Source organism: Bradyrhizobium sp. NBAIM08 (genome assembly GCF_020193935.1).
GTDB lineage: Bacteria > Pseudomonadota > Alphaproteobacteria > Rhizobiales > Xanthobacteraceae > Bradyrhizobium > Bradyrhizobium yuanmingense.
The window spans coordinates 33,762-52,129 of sequence record NZ_JADYVR010000005.1 but is presented as its reverse complement, the minus strand read 5'-3'; the positions used below and the strand labels follow the sequence as shown (position 1 = coordinate 52,129).

Sequence of the window (18,368 nt, the reverse complement as noted above, 5' to 3'; positions counted from 1 at the left end):
ACCGGGTTGGTGACGATCGCGAAGTGAAGGTCGGCAGGAACATGACAATCCAACAAAAAACGGCCGAAGCGAGCAGCGACCTCGATCTGCTCGATCGCTATTGGCGCGCCGCCAACTACCTCTCGGTCGGGCAAATCTACCTGCTCGACAATCCGCTGCTGCGCGAGCCGCTGCGGCCCGAGCACATCAAGCCGCGTCTGCTGGGTCATTGGGGCACGACGCCGGGCCTGAACTTCATCTACGCCCATCTCAACCGCGTCATCCGGGCGCTCGATGTCAGCGTGATCTATGTCTGCGGTCCCGGCCATGGCGGTCCGGGCATGGTCGCCAACACTTATCTCGAAGGCAGCTACAGCGAGATCTATCCCGAGATCGCGCGCGATGCGGATGGATTGCGCAAGCTGTTTCGGCAGTTCTCCTTCCCCGGCGGCATTCCGAGCCATGCGGCACCGGAAACGCCCGGCTCGATTCACGAAGGCGGCGAGCTTGGCTATGCGCTGGTGCACGCCTATGGCGCCGCATTCGACAATCCGGATTTGATCGTCGCCTGCGTGGTCGGCGACGGCGAGGCCGAGACCGGCCCGCTCGCTGCGTCCTGGCACTCCAACAAGTTCCTGAACCCCGCCCATGACGGCGCAGTGCTGCCGATCCTGCATCTCAACGGCTACAAGATCGCCAACCCCACCGTGCTCGGGCGGATGCAGGACGCGGAGATCCGCGACCTTTTCCGCGGGTTCGGCCATGAGCCGCTGTTCGTCAGCGGCGACGATCCCAAATTGATGCACCAGGCCATGGCCGATGCGCTGGACGTCGCATTCGCCAGCATCCGCTCGATCCAGCAGCATGCCCGCGACGGCCGCACAACCGTCGAGCGGCCGCGCTGGCCGATGATCGTGCTGCGCAGCCCGAAGGGCTGGACCGGCCCGAAGGAGGTCGACGGCAAGAAGGTGGAGGGCTTCTGGCGCGCGCATCAGGTGCCAGTCGCAGGCTGCCGCGAGAACCCGGAGCATCTCAAGGTGCTCGAAGACTGGATGCGCAGTTACGAGCCGGAAAAGCTGTTCGATGGCAACGGCGCGCTCGTTGCCGAGCTTCAGGCGCTTGCGCCCGAAGGCGTCAGGCGCATGGGCGCCAATCCGCATGCCAATGGCGGCGTGCTGAAGAAGGAGCTGAAGCTGCCCGACTTCCGCAGCTTCGCGATCGAGGTGACGCAGCCCGGCGAAGTCGTTGCGGAAGCGACGCGCGAGCTCGGCAAATTCCTGCGCGATGTCATCCGCCTCAACGCGAAGGAGCGCAACTTCCGCATCATGGGCCCGGACGAGACGGCATCGAACCGGCTCGACGCCGTGTTCGAAGCCACCGAACGCGTCTGGATGGAGCCCACCGAGCCTTACGACGTGCACCTCGCCCAGGACGGCCGCGTCATGGAGGTGCTGAGCGAGCATCTCTGCCAGGGCTGGCTGGAGGGCTATCTGCTCACGGGACGGCACGGCTTCTTCTCCTGCTACGAGGCCTTCATCCACATCGTGGATTCCATGTTCAACCAACACGCCAAATGGCTGAAGGTGACGCGGGAGCTGCCGTGGCGGCGTCCGATCGCCTCGCTCAATTATCTGCTGACCTCGCATGTCTGGCGCCAGGACCATAACGGCTTCAGCCATCAGGACCCCGGTTTCGTCGATCTCGTCGCCAACAAGAAGGCCGACATCGTCCGCATCTACTTCCCGCCGGACGCCAATACGCTGCTGTGGATCGCCGACCACTGCCTGCGGACCTATAACCGCATCAACGTAATCGTCGCCGGCAAGCAGCCGGCGCCGCAATGGCTGTCGATGCAGGACGCGGCGACGCATTGCGATGCCGGCATCGGCATCTGGACCTGGGCGGGCACGGAGGACGGAAAGGGCGAGCCCGACGTCGTCATGGCCTGCGCCGGCGACGTGCCGACGCTGGAGACGCTCGCTGCCGTCGACCTCCTACGCAAGGCGCTGCCGGACTTGAAGATCCGCGTCGTCAACGTCGTCGACCTCATGACGCTGCAGCCGAGGGAGCAGCATCCGCACGGCCTGTCCGACCGCGACTTCGACAGCCTGTTCACGCGCGACAAGCCTGTGATCTTTGCCTATCACGGCTATCCCTATCTCATTCACCGGCTGACCTATAATCGCACCAACCATGCCGGCATGCATGTGCGCGGCTTTGCCGAGGAGGGCACCACGACGACGCCCTTCGACATGGTCGTGCTCAACGAACTCGACCGCTACCACCTCGCGATCGAGGCGATCGAACGCGTGCCGGGACTGGCGACCAAGGCCGCTCAGGTGAAGCAGCAATTCCGCGACAGACTGATCGAACACTCCCGTTATGTCCGCGAGCACGGTGAAGACATGCCTGAGATTCGTGACTGGGTCTGGCAAAACAGCGCCGGCGGCAACACGCCGGCCGAGGCCGGCGATTAGCGATGTCGGACACGGTCCTCGTCCTCAACGCGGGATCGTCGAGCATCAAGTTCGGCCTGTTCGATGTCGCGGCGGCCGAGCCTGCCCTGCTCTGCAAGGGCCTGCTCGACGAGCACGAGGCCAAACCCCGGCTGGTGGTGAAGGGCCCCACGGGCGAAGACCTGTTCGAGACAAGCAATCAGGCGCCTGACGGAGCCCGCGGCCATCTGTTCGCGGACGTGCTCACCTTCATCGAGGACCGGTTCGGTGGACGCAGCCTGCGGGCCATCGGCCATCGCATCGTCCACGGCGGGCCGGATTATTCAGGCCCGGAGGTCCTGACAGAGGACATCATTGCGAAACTGGAGGCCTTGACGCCGCTGGCGCCGCTGCACCAGCCGCGCTGCCTCGCGCCGGTGCGCACGCTCGCGGCGATCCGGCCCGAGCTGACGCAGATCGCGTGTTTCGACACCGCCTTCCACCACGGCCTCGCGCCGCCGGCGAGCCGCTTCGCCATTCCCCGGCGATTCGAGGCGCGTGGCGTCAGGCGCTACGGCTTTCACGGCCTCTCGTTCGAATATGTCGCGGGACGCCTGGCCGAGATCGCGCCGGAGCTCGTGGCCAAGCGCACTGTCATCGCGCATCTCGGCAATGGCGCCAGCCTCTGCGCCCTGCGCGATGGCCGCAGCATCGACACCACGATGGGGCTGACGCCGCTCGACGGCCTCGTGATGGGCACGCGTTGCGGTGCGATCGATCCGGGCGTGCTGCTCTATCTGCAACAGCACGAGAACATGTCGATCGAGGATGTCCAGCACCTGCTCTATCACGAGTCAGGCCTCTTCGGCGTCTCCGGCTTGTCTGCGGACATGCGCACGCTGCTGGCGAGCCGCGAGGCTGCGGCGCGTGAAGCCGTGGATCTCTTCACCTTCCGTGCGGCGCAGCAGGTCGCGATGATGGCGGCCACGCTCGGCGGCCTGGACTGCCTGATCTTCACCGGCGGCATCGGCGAACATGCCAAGGACATCCGCGGCGCGATCGGCGAGCGTCTCGCCTGGATGGGCGTGCGCATCGACGCCGCAAGCAACGATGCCGCGCGCGAGCGCATCAACGGCAGCGGCAGCATGGTCGAGGTCTTCGTCATTCCCACCAACGAAGAGATGATGATCGCGCGCCATTGCGCGGCTCTGATCTAGGGCGTTATCCCGTTGCGAAAACACCCTCTCCGCAAGCGGGAGAGGGAGTGCACTTACGTTATAGCAATCAAACCTGATCTCATCCTGCTTAGTGACCGCGGCCGGTCAGGAGCTGAAAAGTCCCCATCGCGACCTCGATCAGGATCAGCACCACGACGGCGATCTCCAGGCGGAGCGAGCGCTGGGTATCGATGATATCGGTCAGCGCGTTGGCGGTCTCCGACACCGCGGCAAGCTTGCGCTCGAGCGTGTCGAGGCGCTCCTTCAGTTCGTATTCGTCCTCCAGGCGCGAATAGAGCCGGTCGAGCTCGGGCTTCTCCCAGAGCACGTCGGGCTTCTCGGCGACGGCGACGCGGCCGGCGACCCGCTGCTGCACCAGCAGCGCGTTGCCGATCAATTGCAGGATACCCTTGCGCCGTTGCGGCGTGCGACCGCGCTCGGCGAGCTCCCGTGCAAACGGCTCGATGACGTCGAAGACCGCGGCGACGCGCCGCTCGTCGCGCGCCAGCGACGTGCTCTTGGCGAGTGCGTCCGCAACCAGCAGCAGCCGGTCGTCGGAGAACTTGGCGAGGCAGATCGGCCCGCCCGGCTGGATCGTCTCGCCGGCTTCCTCGTTGCAGAGCTGCGCCTGCGCGATCTCCTCCTCGTAGGGGCTGAACTCTCCGGTAACGCGCGATCTCAGGTTGTCGACGAGGACCTTCTCCTCCGACGGCAACAGCCCGATCAGCACGACGACGCCGTAGCGAAAGATCACGGCAAGGCCGGCATGAACGCGGAAGGCGGCCGGCGTCGAGGACACCAGCGTGCCGATCTCGAGGCCAGACGCGTTGATGCGGTCGCCCAGCATCAGCGCCCGGATCCGCAAGGTCGGCGCGGCCTCCTGCTTCGGCGATGTTGGCGCGGTGCCAACGGCGAGGTGATCGGCGTTCATGCAAAGTCTCTCCCGGGCAGCGAAACGTCGCCACGAAGCATTCGGGGTTAATACCGTCAGGATCGGCTTGTGCCGAAACATTCGGCAATATTACCAGCCGCGCCTGGCACATCTGGTCGTGATGAACTCGCGGCAGTTTACCATCGCACGCCGAAGCCCCTTCCGAAAGTTGCACTCGGCAGCGCGACGGGTTTATGACAACATCATGCAACGCTACGCTTCTCCCGAAGTGCGGAAACTGAAGCCTCAATCATGCTGAGCGTCATCATTCCGACCGAAGGTGTCGAGCAGACGGCGGTCGCAACCCTGGCCGCGCTGGTGCCCGGCGCCGCAGCCGGCGTGATCCGGGAAGTGCTTCTCGTCGACGGCACGCGCAACGGCGTCATCGAGCGCGTTGCCGACGTCGCGGGCTGCCGTTTCATCGGCTTCGAAGGGCCTTCGCAAGGCGCTGCGCTCGCTGCCGGGGCGCGCCAGGCCCGATCGCCCTGGCTGATGTTCCTGCCTGCGGGCGCGGTGCTGGAAACCGGCTGGATCGAGGAAACCACCCAGTTCATCCAGGCCGTCGCCACCAGCGGCCGGGATCGTGCCGCGGTGTTCCGCTATGCCCGTTCGCCCTACGCAAATACCGCAGTGCGCGACGTCCTCTGGGCAGTGGCGCGCAGGCTCGTCGGTCCTCTCGGCGATCAAGGGCTGCTGATCGCGCGCGATCATTACGACCGGATCGGCGGCTACCCGCCACACGCCCGGCATTCCGAGGCACGGCTGCTCCGCCGGCTCGGCCGGTCGTCCCGGACCATGCTGCGCAGCCGGATTGTCATGGTCGGCTGAAGCGCCGAGATACTTGCCAATGTCAAATAATCAATTGACAATGGCAAATATCGAGGTGATCCCATGCTATCGAAAGCTTTGCCGTCAAGCGCCGTGGCCGAACAGGCTGCCGACGACCACGTCGCAGCGGTTCGCGCCTTCAACCGCTTCTACACCCGCAAGCTCGGTGTGCTCGACCAGCACCTCGGCAAGAGTCCATTCTCGCTCAGCGAGGCGCGGGTGCTCTACGAGCTCGCCCATCGCGACGACCTTGCCGCAAAAGAGATCGGACACGAGCTCGGTCTCGATCCCGGCTATCTCAGCCGCATCGTCCAGAGCTTCGACGAGAAGGGGCTGATCACGCGAAAGCCGCTGCCCGTGGACCGCAGGCAGTACCAGCTCAGCCTGACCGCCAAAGGCCGGCAGGCTTTCGCCAAGCTGAACCTGAACTCGCAAAACGAGGTCGCCGCGATGCTGGCTCAGCTTTCGCCTGGCGATGCGACCCGGCTCACGCAGGCGATGGCCACGATCGAGGCCGTGCTGGAGCAACGCCGAAGCCCGCCCGCTTCTTTCATGCTGCGTAGCCATCGCGTCGGCGATATGGGTTGGGTCGTCTCCCGGCAGGCTGCCGCCTACGCCGCGGACTACAATTGGGACATCAGTTACGAGGCGCTGGTCGCCGAGATCTGCGCACAGTTCATCAGGAATTACGACGCCGCGCGCGAGCATTGCTGGATCGCGGAGGTCGGTGGCGAGCCGGTCGGCTCGGTGTTCCTGGTCAAGGCCACGGACGAGATCGCCAAACTCCGCCTGTTGCAGGTTGAGAAGAAAGCACGGGGCCTCGGCGTCGGCCGCGCCCTCGTCGAGCAATGCATCCAGGGCGCCCGCGAGCGCGGCTACAGCAAGATGACGCTGTGGACGCAGAGCATTTTGGTGGCTGCGCGCGGGATTTATCAAAGCGCGGGATTCAAGCTGGTCGCGACGGAGCCGCATCACAGCTTCGGTGCCGACCTGGTCGGCGAGACGTGGGAGCTGGATATCTGATCTCGCAGCGAGCGAGATGCGCGTTGCTGCGCCCTCTCCCCTTGCGGGAGAGGGCATGTCAACTAGCAAACGCAAGCTCGCTTGGGTGAGGGGTATGTCTCCACAAGCATTGGTGCGCGCGGAGAGAACCCCTCATCCGGCGCTTCGCGCCACCTTCTCCCACAAGGGGAGAAGGGAAGAAAAGCAAGAACTCACACCGTCGCGCCTTGCGCCTTTGGCCGGCGCAGATGCTCGTCCAGCCGCGGCATGATCTCGACAAAGTTGCAGGGGCGCGTGCGGTAGTCGAGCTGAGCTGCGAGGATGCCGTCCCAGCCGTCGCGGCAGGCGCCGGGCGAGCCCGGCAGGCAGAAGATGTAGGTTGCGCCCGCGACGCCCGCGGTGGCGCGACTCTGGATCGTCGACGCCCCGATCTTGGCGTGGCTCAGCATGTGGAAGGCGATCGAAAAGCCGTCCATGCGCTTCTCGAACAGCGGCTCGATCGCCTCGGGCGTGACGTCGCGCCCGGTAAAGCCGGTGCCGCCGGTGGTGATGACGACGTCGATGCCGCTATCGGCGATCCAGCGGCGGATCACAGCGCGGATCTCCTCGACATCATCGGTGACGATCTCGCGCGCGGCAAGATGATGACCCGCAGCGGTGAGACGATCGGCGAGGGTCTGACCGGACTTGTCGTCCGCAAGCGCGCGCGTGTCGGACACCGTGAGCACCGCAATGTTGAGCGGGATGAATTGTTTGGATTCGTCGATGGAGGCCATTCTTCACCCTCGCTCGTCGTTCCGGGGCTAACGCGTTACAACGCCCCCGCACCGAACGTGTTGCAGGCCTGGACCGTGCCCTGCTGGTAGCCGATCATGAACCATTGCTTGCGTTGCGCCGCCGAGCCGTGGGTGAAGGAGTCGGGTACCACGCGGCCGGTGGCCTGGCGTTGCAGCGTGTCGTCGCCGATCGCGCTTGCCGTGGTCAGCGCGGCCTCGATGTCGCCGGGCTCGAGGAAGTTCGGACGCTTCTTCGCCTCGCGGTTGACCCAGACGCCGGACAGACAATCGGCCTGCAGCTCCACCTTGACCTGGAGCGCATTGGCCTCGGCCTTCGAGCCGACCTGCTGCTGCAGCCGCGTCACGCGCGGAATGATGCCGAGCAGGTTCTGGATGTGATGGCCGACCTCGTGCGCGATGATGTAGGCGGTGGTGAAATTGCACGCCGACTTGCCGGAGCAGCCGCGAAAGCGGGTCTCGACCTCGCGGAAGAAGGCGGTGTCGAGGAAGATGGTCCGATCGGGCGGACAATAGAACGGCCCCATGGCCGACTGCGCCATGCCGCAGCGGCCGCCATTGGTGGCGTTGCGGAACAGCACGATCTTCGGACCGGTGTACGACTGGCCGTTAGCCTGGAAGATCTCGCTCCAGCGATCGTCGAGCTCGCCGAGGATGCCGGAGATCATACTGCCCATCTCGTCGGTCGGCGCGCCGCGCTTGCCGGAGGAGGCCTGACGATCGGTCTGATAGGTCGGCGCATGGCCGCCGCCGGAGAGGATCTCGGCGCCGCCGATCAGGATGCGGGGATCGATGCCGAAGGCGTAGCCGACCAGGCCGAGGATGATGATGGTGCCGATGCCAAGCCCGCCACCGCCCATCGGCAGGCCGAACCCGCCGCCTCCGCCTCCGCCAAAGCCACCACCTTCGTCGCGACGATCCTCGATGTCGTCGCTGCGGCGGAAGTCATCGTAGCGCATGGCGGCCTTTCCTCTGGGGTCCCTGATTCAAGTTTCGACGGCGCACAGAAACGCGAAAGCTCAACGCGCCACATACGTAAAATTTCCGTTGCTTTTATCAATATCGTGGCCGGCAAAAATTGCCTAGTGCGACAGCCTGTCGATGCCAGCAAATTTTTCCGAGGGCCGAGCAGTTTTTTCCGAGAGAAATTTACAGCCTTTTTCCCGCCACGATCGCTCCAGCGAACCGCGCAAGTACGAAATGCACTGTAAAACAAGGCGAATGCGCGCAGCAATGTGTGCGCGAACGATGATGCGAGGAGTGCTCACGAAAGCGGCTGGTTAAGTCGATTTTTACTTTGCCCCTTCAATGTAACGGCCAGTCGGTTGTTTGGTCCCGCGTCGCCGACAGCGTCGCCTGAGTCAGAGTACTTGAGTCATGGTAGAGTCGCGTCGCGGGGCGTCTGCAAGGGCGCCCCGCACAAATTTTGAGTCCCCTTCGCATCGCATCATCGTCGGTGATTGCGTCGCCGAGATGTCGAAGCTGCAGGCAGGCAGCGTCGACCTGGTGTTCGCCGATCCGCCCTACAATCTGCAACTCAAGGGCGACCTCAAGCGTCCCGACGAATCCCATGTCGATGCCGTCAACGACGACTGGGACAAGTTCGATTCGTTTGCCGCCTACGACGACTTCACCCGCGCCTGGCTGCTCGCCGCACGCCGCGCCATGAAGCCGTCGGCGACGATCTGGGTGATCGGCTCCTATCACAACATCTTCCGCGTCGGCGCCATCATGCAGGACCTCGGCTTCTGGCTGCTGAACGACATCGTCTGGCGCAAGACCAATCCGATGCCGAATTTCCGCGGCCGCCGCTTCACCAACGCGCACGAAACCATGATCTGGGCCGCGCGTGACGAGAAGGCCAAGGGCTACACGTTCAACTACGAGGCATTGAAGGCCGCCAACGAGGATGTGCAGGCGCGGTCCGACTGGCTGATTCCGCTCTGCACCGGCGAGGAGCGCCTCAAGGGCGCCGACGGCAAGAAAGTGCATCCGACACAGAAGCCGGAAGGCCTGCTGGCGCGCGTGCTGCTGTCCTCGTCCAAGCCCGGCGATCTCGTCATCGACCCGTTCAACGGCACCGGCACCACCGGCGCGGTCGCCAAGCGCCTCGGCCGCTCCTATGTCGGCTTCGAGCGCGACAAGACCTACGCCAAGGCGGCCGAGGCGCGCATCGCCAAGGTCGAACCGTTGCCGGAAGAAAGCCTTGCCCCGTTCATGACCGCGCGCGAGGCGCCGCGCGTTGCGTTCTCCGAGCTGATCGAGCGCGGCATGATCATGCCCGGCACCAAGCTGTTCGACGCCAAGAAGAAGTTAGGGGCGCTGGTGCGCGCCGACGGCGCCATCATGCTTGGCGACAAGGTCGGCTCGATCCACCGGATCGGCGCGGTGGCGCAAGGCGCGCAGGCCTGCAACGGCTGGACCTTCTGGCACGTCGAGACCAGGAAGGGCCTCAAGCTGATCGACGAGCTGCGCGCCGAGATCCGCGCGGGAATGGCGGCGGAGTAGCTTTCCCACCGTCATTCCGGGGCTCGCGAAGCGAGAACCCGGAATCCATCGAGCCACGTCCCATGCCGCCCAATGGATTCCGGGCTCGCGCCAAGAGGCGCGCCCCGGAATGACAGCGGCGTGAGTTGAAAGCCGCGCCAACCAGGACTAGATTCGCCCGACTAGCCCCCTCCTGACCGGTTGGGCTCCCATGCGACGACAGTCCGAGACATTGCTGCTGGTGCCGCTGCTGCCGATCTTCCTGATCGGCATGTTTCCGATGTTCCTGATCGCGCTGCTCGGATTCTTCGGCCTGGCGCTGTTCGGCGTGCTCGTGATCTGCGTCGGGCTCGCCAGCAGCAACGAGGCGCACGACAATTTCAACCACGACGTTATCGTCCACGGCTATGCGCGCGGGTCGGAGCGCGCGGCACGGGCCTCCGACATGCATCTCGCCGCGCGGCTCGGCCTGCGGCTGGAGGCCGTGGGCGCGGCCATGGTCCTCGCGGCGGCAATCGGCCTCTGTTACGCCGCCTGATCTGCGTACCGCGCAGACACCGCCCGGCAAACTCGCCGGTTGCTCTCTCGGGCGAGGTTCAGGCAAGACAGGCTCGCCCAACGAGGCCGCGGCCGCGCGCGGCAATATAGACACCGGGGAGATGCTTGATGCTCAAGTTCTATTTCAATGGATCACCGAACCCGACCAAGGTCGCGCTCTTTCTCGAAGAATCCGGCCTGCCCTACGAGCCGATGAAGGTCGACACCCGCAAGGGCGAGCAGTTCGCGCCGGAATTCCTCAAGATCAATCCGAACGGCAAGGTGCCGGCGATCGACGATGGCGGCACCATCGTGTTCGATTCGAACGCCATCCTGCTCTATCTCGCCGAGAAGACCGGCAAATTCCTCCCCTCCAACCGCGCCGAGCTCTTGTCCTGGCTGATGTTCGTCGCGAGCGGCGTCGGGCCCTTTTCCGGTCAGGCCGTGCATTTCAAGCATTTTGCGCCGAAGGACCAGAACCACGACTACGCCCATAACCGCTATCAGTACGAGACCGACCGCCACTACAAGATCCTCGACGCTCACCTGAAGGACCGCCGCTACATGGTCGGCGACAGCTATTCGATCGTCGACATGGCGATGTGGGGCTGGGCGCGGATGGTGCCGTTCAAGCTCGGCGACGACGCCTTTGCGCGATACCCGAACGTGAAGCGGCTGGTCGACGAGATCTCGGCGCGCCCGGCGGCGGCGCGCGCGGTCGCCCTGAAGGACAAGTTCACCTTCAAGGCCGAGATGGACGACGAAGCGCGAGCCAACATGTTCAAGCACATGACCACCAAGGTGGCTTGATCGCGCCGCTGTTCGAGGCCACGCGCATCCGCGTGGCCTCTTGCTTTCAAGACGTCAGGCAGCGTGGACCGAGCTCAGGAACTTGGCGACTTCCTGCTTCAACCGGTTGCTGTCGGCCGACAGCGAGCGCGCCGCCGACAACACCTGCGAGGAGGCCGAGCCGGTCTCGGAGGCGCCGCGCTGCACGTCGCCGATGTTGGACGAGACGAGCTGCGTGCCCTGGGCCGCCTGCTGCACGTTGCGGGAGATCTCCTGCGTCGCCGCGCCCTGCTGCTCCACGGCCGCGGCGACCGTTGAGGCGATCTCCGACAGCCGCTCGATGGTGCCGCTGATCTCCCGGATCGAGCCGACCGACTCCTCGGTCGCGGCCTGGATGCCGGAGACCTGCTGGGCGATCTCGCCGGTGGCCCTTGCCGTCTGCTCGGCGAGCGCCTTGACCTCGGTAGCGACCACGGCAAAGCCGCGGCCGGCTTCGCCCGCACGCGCCGCCTCGATCGTGGCGTTCAGCGCCAAGAGGTTGGTCTGGCCGGCAATGGTGCTGATGAGCTCGACCACGTCACCGATCCGCGCGGCGGCCTTGGAGAGCGCACCGACGCGCTCGTTGGTCCGGCTCGCCTGACCGACAGCCTCGGTGGCGATGCGGGCGGATTCCTGCACCTGGCGGGCGATCTCGGAGACCGAGGAGGAGAGCTCCTCGGTCGCAGAGGCGACCGCCTGCACATTGGCCGAGGCCTCCTGCGAAGCGCTGGCGACCTCCGTCGAGAGGTCCTGGGCGCGCGCGGCAGTCGTCGTCAACGTGCCGGCGGAGGCTTCGAGCTCGCCCGATGCCGACGACACCGTGTTGACGATCTCGCCGACGGCCTGCTCGAACTGATCGGCGAGCCTGGCCATGTCTTTCCTGCGGTTCTCGGCCTGCCGCGCCTCGAGTTCGGCCTGCTCGGCGCGCATGCTCTCGGTCTCGATCATGTTGTCCTTGAAGACCTGGATCGCCTTGGCCATGTCGCCGATCTCGTCGGCCCTGCCGCGGCCGGGAATCTCGACCTCGAGATTGCCGCCGGCAAGCCGCCCCATCGCCTGCGTCATCGAGGTCAGCGGACCGACGATGCTGCGGGCGATGAGGAAGGCGACGATGCCTCCGAACAGGATGGCGAGGCCGCCGGCGATCTCCTGCACGGTCGTCGTTCCCGCGATCACGGCCTCGGCGGTGGTGCGCGATGCCTGGTAGTCCTCCTTCAGCGTCGTTTCCGCCACCTTGAGCTTGCCGATGCTGTCGACGATGAGGGGCGCGAGGCTCTTGTGGTAGATCTCGTCCGCTTTAAGCATCGCTGCGGAGGTCGTCTCGAACGCCGTCTTGTAGGTTTCAAGCGAGGTCTTCACCGGCGCCAGCGTGGCGCGCAACGCCGCCGCCTGCGGGCTCTTTTCGAGTGCCCCGAGCCGTTGTAATGCCCTGTCGATGCTCGCCCTGAAGGTCGCAGGGCCCTGCGCATCGCGAAGGGCCAGAAAACGCCAATTTACGATCCTCACGAGCAGGATTCGGGATTCGAGATCGGCGACGAGGGAAGCGGTATCTTCATCGACGGCGGCGCGCGCCACGTCGACGAGCTTGTTCGTCTTGGTGGCCAGGTCCTCGCCACTCGGCAGCAGCGTCGCCTTGCCCGTTCTCGTCTCGTTGACGGCGTCGCCGAGATTGTCACGCAGGCGTCGCATTTTCGCGATCTCGTCGATCAGGCCGTTGTAGAGCGCGCGCCGCTCCTCGGAGAGCGCCCCCTGAGCGCCGACCCGGAGCAGCTCGCTCGCCGCGGTCTCGCGCTCTTGCGCTTCCTTCATTGCGGACTCGTTGCCGTCGTAGACGTAGCGCAAATTGGCCCGCTGAATCGCCTGCAGATGGGCCGATATCTCCAGCACCCGCGCCGTGCTGTCCGAGAGGGCGGATTGTCTTGCGACCTGATCCTGCACGTCCCGCAAATTCCAGACGGCAACCACCGCCATCACGAGACCGACCGCCACCAGGGCCATGAAGCCTGCGTACAGGCGTCCCCTGATCCGCAAACGAAATTTCGGCATTCCCACTGTCCACCCAGATACATGTGAATTCGAGGGGCCGAACGACTCCGGCGATCGTCACGGCCACTCCGGCAGCCGCACGCCGCGCCCTGGCGGCCTACGCTGCACCGCGACACAATGGGGGACACTTCTTAATTGAACCTTCAAATTCCTCGCGCGCCCGATCTCGACCTGCACCAAATCTGCTGATTTTGGCGGCAGCTATGCAAAGCCGCATGCGAATCCGCTGTGCCATGCACGCCGATGCATGCTGTTCGTCAGGGGATGCCTATTGGGCGCCGGCCTGCTGCAATTTGCCGAGTGCATTTTCGACCACTTCCAGCGTGTAGGGCTTCTGGACCACCGGCGCGGAGGCCAATGGCTCGGGGATCGGCGCGCGCTCGCCATAGCCGGTCGCGAAGATGAAGGGCACCCCGATCTCCTTTAGCTTCTGCGCCACCTTGATGCTGCTCTCGCTGCCGAGATTGAGATCGAGCAGAGCAAAGCTCGGCCGCGAACGCTCGATCGAGCGCAGTGCCTGGTCGACGGTTGCGGCGGTGTCGACGTGGCGGGCGCCGAGGTCGAGCAGGATGACCTCCGCGGCCATCGCGATGATCAGGTTGTCCTCCACGATCAGGGCCGTGTCGGAAATCCGTGGACGGGCAGATTGCTGCTCCTCGATACGCATGGCGGCTCCCGCGATGGATGGGACGAGCTGGACGAAGTTGGGCGGAATGACGAACTTCGCCTGGACGCCCAGGAGGTCGAAACGGATCTCGGCATCGCCCTTGAGATCGAACGGCACCGACCGCTCGATGATGGTGGTGCCGAAGCCGCGCCGCGACGGCGGCTGCACGGGCGGACCGCCGCTCTCCTTCCACTCGATGACGAGGCTGGAAGACGGGTCGAGGCGCCAGACCACCTCGACACTGCCGGTGGAATCGGCAAGCGCGCCGTACTTGGCGGAATTGGTCATCATCTCATGGACGACGAGTGCCAGCGTCGCGAACGCCTTTGGATCGAGCGCGACGTCCGGACCGCCCATCTTCACCCGGTCTGCGCGCGCACCGAGATAGGCGCCGGCCTCGGACTCGACCAGGGTGCGGAGCGCGACGGGTGCCCAGTTCAGGTTCGTGATCTGGTCGTGGGCGCGCGCGAGGGCCTGGATGCGGCCGCCGAGCACGCTGGCGAACTCCTCGATGCCGGTCGCGGTCTCCTTGCTCTGCGCCACCAGGGCGCGCACGAGGCTCAGGATGTTGCGGACGCGATGATTGAGCTCAGCGATCATCAGCTCCTGCCGCTCCTGCGCCCCGCGGCGCTCGCGCGCGGCGAGGTCGGACAGTTGCAGGATCACCTCCAGCAGCGTGACGCGCAGGCTCTCGGCGATGCGGATATCGGCCGCCGACCACGGCTTCGACTGCCCCGCCACCGTTTCCTGCCACAACTCGAAGCTCTTGCGCGGGGTGAGGCGCGGCCCGTGCGGACCTTCGTCGTAGACCTTGTTGGGATCTGCGGCCCACTTCACCGATCGCGTGACCTCGCGGCGGAAGAAGATCAGGCAATCGCGCGGCGTGCGCGAGATCGGGATGGCGAGAAAGCCCGCCGCGCGGTCACGGAAGGCCTGGCCGGCGGCGTAGACCTGGGCGATCTCGGCGCTGGCGAAGATCCGGCCAGGCGAAGTCCGGTTGATGAAGGCGACGAGACCCTTCACCTCGTCTTCGGTCGGGGTCTCGCCCTCGAGCGCGATGGTGTTATCGGACCAGACTGCGACGCCGTCGCACTCGATCATCTTGCGATAGTCGCCCAGGAAATCGACGATCGCCCGCCGGCTGTGGTCGTGCGAGGCCGCGATCTCGATCAATCGCTCCTGGACCTGATGCGCGCGGGCCTCATAGGCGACGTCGCCCTCGCGCTCGCGGCCTTCCACGATCCACGAGAACATCTGACCGAACAGCTCGGAGGCCGTGCGCTTGTCGAACGAAATGTAACGCGGCGAATAATGGTGGCAGGCAAACAGACCCCACAGCTTGCCGTCGCGCAGGATCGACACCGACATGGAGGCGGCAACGCCCATGTTGCGCAGATATTCGATGTGGATCGGCGACACCGAGCGCAGCACGCTCATCGACAGGTCGAGCAGTCCCGCATTATGCGTGGCCGTGGACATCAGCGCGGCAGGCCGCGCGTCGACGTCGGCGATGATGCGCAGCCAGTTGCGCTGATAGAGCGCGCGCGCCTGCCTTGGGATGTCGGAGGCGGGGTAACGCAGACCGAAAAAGGATTCGAGCCCAGACTCCGCCGTCTCGGCGATCACCTCGCCAGACCCGTCCGGGTGAAACTGATAGACCATGACGCGGTCGAAGCCGGTCAGCACCTTAAGCTGACGCGCCGCCTCGCGCGCAAGATCGGCCATTCCGCGCGTCTTGCGGATCCGTTCGAGCATCAAGCGCACGAGCTCGCCGGAATTGACGCCGGGCTCGTGGACGCTCGGCTCCGCCTCGACGATCAGATAGACGCCGGAGAGATGGATCGAAAGATCAAAGGGTGGCTTGCCGGGCTGCAGCTCGACGCCGAACAGGCGCTCGGTCGCATCCGGACCGCCGAGATGATCGACCCGGCTGCGGATCGTTTCGACCGCCGCCTCGGAGATCACGCCCGACAGCGGCCGCTGCAGCAGGTCGGCAACATCCGTTCCAAGAAAGCTCCCGACGTTATCCGAGGCCATGCAGATCGTGAAATCCGAGAGCACGGCCAGCAGGAAGCCAAACGGCTGCACACTGCCGGGAATGTGGATCGGCTCGCGGTCGCAATTGGTGAGATTGACGGCCTGGTTCATGCCCGGTCCGCCGCCTGCTCGAATGCGGCGAAGGCGATGCGGGCCGCCTCGATTGCCTCGTCTTCGTCCCAGCACTCGTTGGTTGCAAGCTTCGCCAGGAAACTCTGCCAGAGCCGCCTGCCGGTGCCGTGACTGAGATAGGCGACAGCTTCGCGGAGGCGCGGATCGGCGGAATCCGCGACCATCTTCAGCAGGAATTTTGCCCCGAGACGGGAGCCTTCGAGCACATACATCGTGCCCACAACGCCGCTGCGCGTCAGTGGGGACACGGACACCAGCCGCGGCACCGCGCTGCCGAGGCGCTCGAGATCAGCCAGAATTGCCGCGCTTCGCGACCGCTCCGGCCAGTCCGGGAAAGCGCTGCTGACGCCGGCCTCGACGAGTGCCGTCTCGAGCGGCAGCAGGGCGCCGGCGCTGGCTTGCAGAAAGCGCCGATAGCCGGAGAGCTCGCCCAGCTCGAACGCCGACAGCTGCGCGTCGAGGTCGCGGTGCGCGGCCGACGTTGCGTCTCTTAGTCGTTCGCGGAGTCCGGAGAAGCTGCGGCCTCCCTGCGTTGAAACGTCCGAAGCCCCAGCCAGCATGAAATTCCCGAGAACGCAGGTTGCCGCGGGCGCGGCGCGCCCGGCAACCGAGGGAACGCCGGCGGCACGCAATAGTTCCGCCGGCCTTGGCACCGCGAGAGGCGAGACATGGGGGGTCCACTCCGTTCATTTCCGCCGAACCGTCCTTCTGAGCTCGTGCTCGATCTCGCTCCGGGACATCCCGAAATCCTGAAGCTCGCGTTCGGTCATGGCCGCGAGCTGGCAGCGGATCCGAGACCGCGCGTGCCGGGTCTGCAGGAGTTCCAGCAGCGTCCGACAGGCTCGCACAAACATCGCGGGCCGTGGCGAACAGGAGCGGCCGGTGGACGCGACCTGGTCCAATCCGGTCAGCTCGCTGCCCTCGCGGAGGCTTGCGGAAACGGGCCGAGCGCCTTCTCGGTCAGCATGGAGTCGCAGTACTCGCGAATCTCCTTGATCTTGCCGTCCTCCAGGCGAAACACGAGGCAATAATCGTTGTCGTAACGCACGCCCTCGGGCGTGACGTTATCTCCCTTGGCTTCGACCACGACGGTGTCGCCATCGGCGATGAAGCGATGGGCGACGGTCCGCGTGCGGTCGCGCAGGCGCGTGCGGACATAGCCGTGCAGATCTTTGAGGATCGCGTCCTTGCCGGCAAAGGTGCGCGACCAGGAATATTGCCCGGTGACGACCCATTTGGCGTCGTCGGCGAGACTTGCTGTAAACAGGGCGCGGTCGCGCGCGGCCGGATCGGGATTGGCGGCCGCGGCAAAGATATCCTGCAGCAGTTTCTTGTTGGCGCTCGCGTTCATGGCGGCATCTCCTCGTGGTGACAACGCGGAGATCATCGCCGGGCCAACGTCATTCTTCAAATCGATATGAAATATGATATCTATTCACCTCATGAATTTGAAAACGCTCGACCTCAACCTATTGACCGCGCTCGACGCATTGCTCCGCGAAGCCAATGTCAGCCGCGCGGCCCTGAGGATCGGCCTGTCACAGCCGGCCACGAGCCACGCATTGCAGCGCCTGCGCGACATCTTCGGTGACCCGCTGCTGGTGCGCACGGGCGTACGGATGGAGCTGACGCCGCGGGCGCTGGCCCTGCGTGCGCCGCTGGCGCAGGCGCTCGACCAGGTGCGCGGGCTGTTCGTGCCCGATGACTTCGATGCCGCGCGCAGCGAGCGGCAGTTCCGCCTGATGATGCCAGATCTCGCGGTCGAGCTGTTGATGCCGCCCTTGATGGCGAAAGTGACGCGCCTTGCCCCCAACGTCCGCATCGACGTGGTGCCGTGGCGGGGACCTGCGATCTTCCACGCCGAGTTCGCCCGCACCATCGATCTCGTGATCTCGATCGGCAACGCCTTCAAGGGGTTTCATCGCCAGCTGCTCTACACCGACAGCGACGCGCTGGCGGTGCGGCGCGGCCATCCCGTCGGATCGAGGCTGAAGCGGCGCGAGGCGTTCCTGGCCGCCCGCCATGTCGGCGTGATCATCCGCGGCAATGCCGAGGATCTCATCGACACCTGGCTGCACAGCAAAGGCGTCGAGCGACATATCTCGCTTGTCGTGCCGGGCTATCTCGAAGCCTTGCACGTTGCCGCGCGCACCGATCTCGTCGCCTTCGTGCCGCGCCGGCTGATCGCCGCGCTGTCGCAGCAGCTCGGCCTCGTCACGGTGACGCCGCCGCTCGATCCAGGGATCGACGAGCAGTTCATGTTCCACCCGACGCGCGCACAGATGGACCCCGGTTCGATCTGGCTGAGAAGGCTGATGCTGGAGACGGGGCGGCAGCTGGAGCAAGCCAGGCGGAAACTCCCGTAGCAAGCTCTCGTAGGGTGGGTTAGCCGAAGGCGTAACCCACCACTTTGGTTTCCGCAGCAACAGAAGAGGTGGGTTACGCTGC

General features: G+C 65.3%; 16 protein-coding genes. 8 read left to right on the top strand and 8 right to left on the bottom strand.

The window, feature by feature from the left end; all coding sequences use genetic code 11:
- The first annotated feature begins 41 nt into the window (after positions 1–41).
- Together I6F37_RS18205 and I6F37_RS18200 are read left to right on the top strand one after the other, a co-directional pair.
- Positions 42–2,456, top strand: coding sequence for a phosphoketolase (locus I6F37_RS18205; RefSeq protein WP_036024921.1), 2,415 nt, complete (start codon positions 42–44; stop codon positions 2,454–2,456).
- Positions 2,457–2,458: 2 nt separating this feature from the next.
- On the top strand, positions 2,459–3,631 hold the full coding sequence (locus tag I6F37_RS18200; RefSeq protein WP_036024881.1) for an acetate/propionate family kinase: 1,173 nt from the start codon (positions 2,459–2,461) through the stop codon (positions 3,629–3,631).
- An 88-nt stretch (positions 3,632–3,719) separates the two neighbouring features.
- Here the strand turns inward: I6F37_RS18200 and I6F37_RS18195 are convergent, their stop codons facing one another.
- Positions 3,720–4,562 carry an RMD1 family protein gene (locus I6F37_RS18195; RefSeq protein ID WP_036024879.1) on the bottom strand — a complete coding sequence of 281 codons (843 nt, stop codon included), beginning with the start codon at positions 4,560–4,562 and terminating at the stop codon, positions 3,720–3,722.
- A gap of 252 nt (positions 4,563–4,814) precedes the next feature.
- On the opposite strand from I6F37_RS18195, the gene I6F37_RS18190 reads away from it, so the two are divergent.
- Both I6F37_RS18190 and I6F37_RS18185 read left to right on the top strand, forming a co-directional pair.
- The gene (locus tag I6F37_RS18190; RefSeq protein ID WP_057026293.1) at positions 4,815–5,390 is read left to right on the top strand and encodes a hypothetical protein; all 576 of its coding nucleotides are present in this window, start codon (positions 4,815–4,817) and stop codon (positions 5,388–5,390) included.
- A gap of 63 nt (positions 5,391–5,453) precedes the next feature.
- Positions 5,454–6,413, top strand: coding sequence for a helix-turn-helix domain-containing GNAT family N-acetyltransferase (locus tag I6F37_RS18185; RefSeq protein WP_050995927.1), 960 nt, complete (start codon positions 5,454–5,456; stop codon positions 6,411–6,413).
- 191 nt (positions 6,414–6,604) lie between these two features.
- Here I6F37_RS18185 and moaB read toward each other — a convergent pair whose 3' ends face one another.
- On the bottom strand, positions 6,605–7,168 hold the full coding sequence (moaB, locus tag I6F37_RS18180) for a molybdenum cofactor biosynthesis protein B (RefSeq protein ID WP_036024863.1): 564 nt from the start codon (positions 7,166–7,168) through the stop codon (positions 6,605–6,607).
- A 35-nt stretch (positions 7,169–7,203) separates the two neighbouring features.
- Positions 7,204–8,145: a neutral zinc metallopeptidase gene (locus tag I6F37_RS18175; RefSeq protein WP_036006315.1), complete on the bottom strand. Its 942-nt coding sequence runs from the start codon at positions 8,143–8,145 to the stop codon at positions 7,204–7,206.
- A 418-nt stretch (positions 8,146–8,563) separates the two neighbouring features.
- Between I6F37_RS18175 and I6F37_RS18170 the strand changes: the two genes are divergently transcribed.
- The 3 genes from I6F37_RS18170 (at position 8,564) to I6F37_RS18160 (ending at position 11,020) form a co-directional block, all read left to right on the top strand.
- A complete protein-coding gene (locus I6F37_RS18170) occupies positions 8,564–9,694 on the top strand; it encodes a site-specific DNA-methyltransferase (RefSeq protein WP_036024862.1) in 1,131 nt (376 codons plus the stop codon).
- A gap of 190 nt (positions 9,695–9,884) precedes the next feature.
- Entirely contained in the window at positions 9,885–10,211 is a 327-nt protein-coding gene (locus tag I6F37_RS18165; RefSeq protein ID WP_036024861.1) for a hypothetical protein, read from the top strand.
- Positions 10,212–10,339: 128 nt separating this feature from the next.
- A complete protein-coding gene (locus I6F37_RS18160) occupies positions 10,340–11,020 on the top strand; it encodes a glutathione S-transferase family protein (RefSeq protein WP_225152266.1) in 681 nt (226 codons plus the stop codon).
- A gap of 54 nt (positions 11,021–11,074) precedes the next feature.
- Here I6F37_RS18160 and I6F37_RS18155 read toward each other — a convergent pair whose 3' ends face one another.
- The 5 genes from I6F37_RS18155 to I6F37_RS18135 form a co-directional block, all read right to left on the bottom strand.
- A complete protein-coding gene (locus I6F37_RS18155) occupies positions 11,075–13,084 on the bottom strand; it encodes a methyl-accepting chemotaxis protein (protein WP_036024859.1) in 2,010 nt (669 codons plus the stop codon).
- Positions 13,085–13,352: 268 nt separating this feature from the next.
- The gene (locus I6F37_RS18150) at positions 13,353–15,899 is read right to left on the bottom strand and encodes an HWE histidine kinase domain-containing protein (protein WP_036024858.1); all 2,547 of its coding nucleotides are present in this window, start codon (positions 15,897–15,899) and stop codon (positions 13,353–13,355) included.
- Positions 15,896–16,552, bottom strand: coding sequence for a biliverdin-producing heme oxygenase (locus tag I6F37_RS18145; RefSeq protein ID WP_306469133.1), 657 nt, complete (start codon positions 16,550–16,552; stop codon positions 15,896–15,898). The genes I6F37_RS18150 and I6F37_RS18145 overlap by 4 nt, the downstream gene beginning before the upstream one ends.
- Positions 16,553–16,606: 54 nt before the next feature.
- Positions 16,607–16,774, bottom strand: a complete 168-nt coding sequence (locus I6F37_RS18140; protein WP_074448127.1) for a DUF1127 domain-containing protein — start codon at positions 16,772–16,774, stop codon at positions 16,607–16,609.
- A 53-nt stretch (positions 16,775–16,827) separates the two neighbouring features.
- Positions 16,828–17,271: a nuclear transport factor 2 family protein gene (locus I6F37_RS18135; protein ID WP_036024857.1), complete on the bottom strand. Its 444-nt coding sequence runs from the start codon at positions 17,269–17,271 to the stop codon at positions 16,828–16,830.
- 91 nt (positions 17,272–17,362) lie between these two features.
- Between I6F37_RS18135 and I6F37_RS18130 the strand changes: the two genes are divergently transcribed.
- Complete coding sequence (locus I6F37_RS18130) at positions 17,363–18,286, top strand: LysR family transcriptional regulator (RefSeq protein ID WP_036024856.1); 924 nt, start codon at positions 17,363–17,365, stop codon at positions 18,284–18,286.
- The last annotated feature ends 82 nt before the right edge of the window (positions 18,287–18,368 follow it).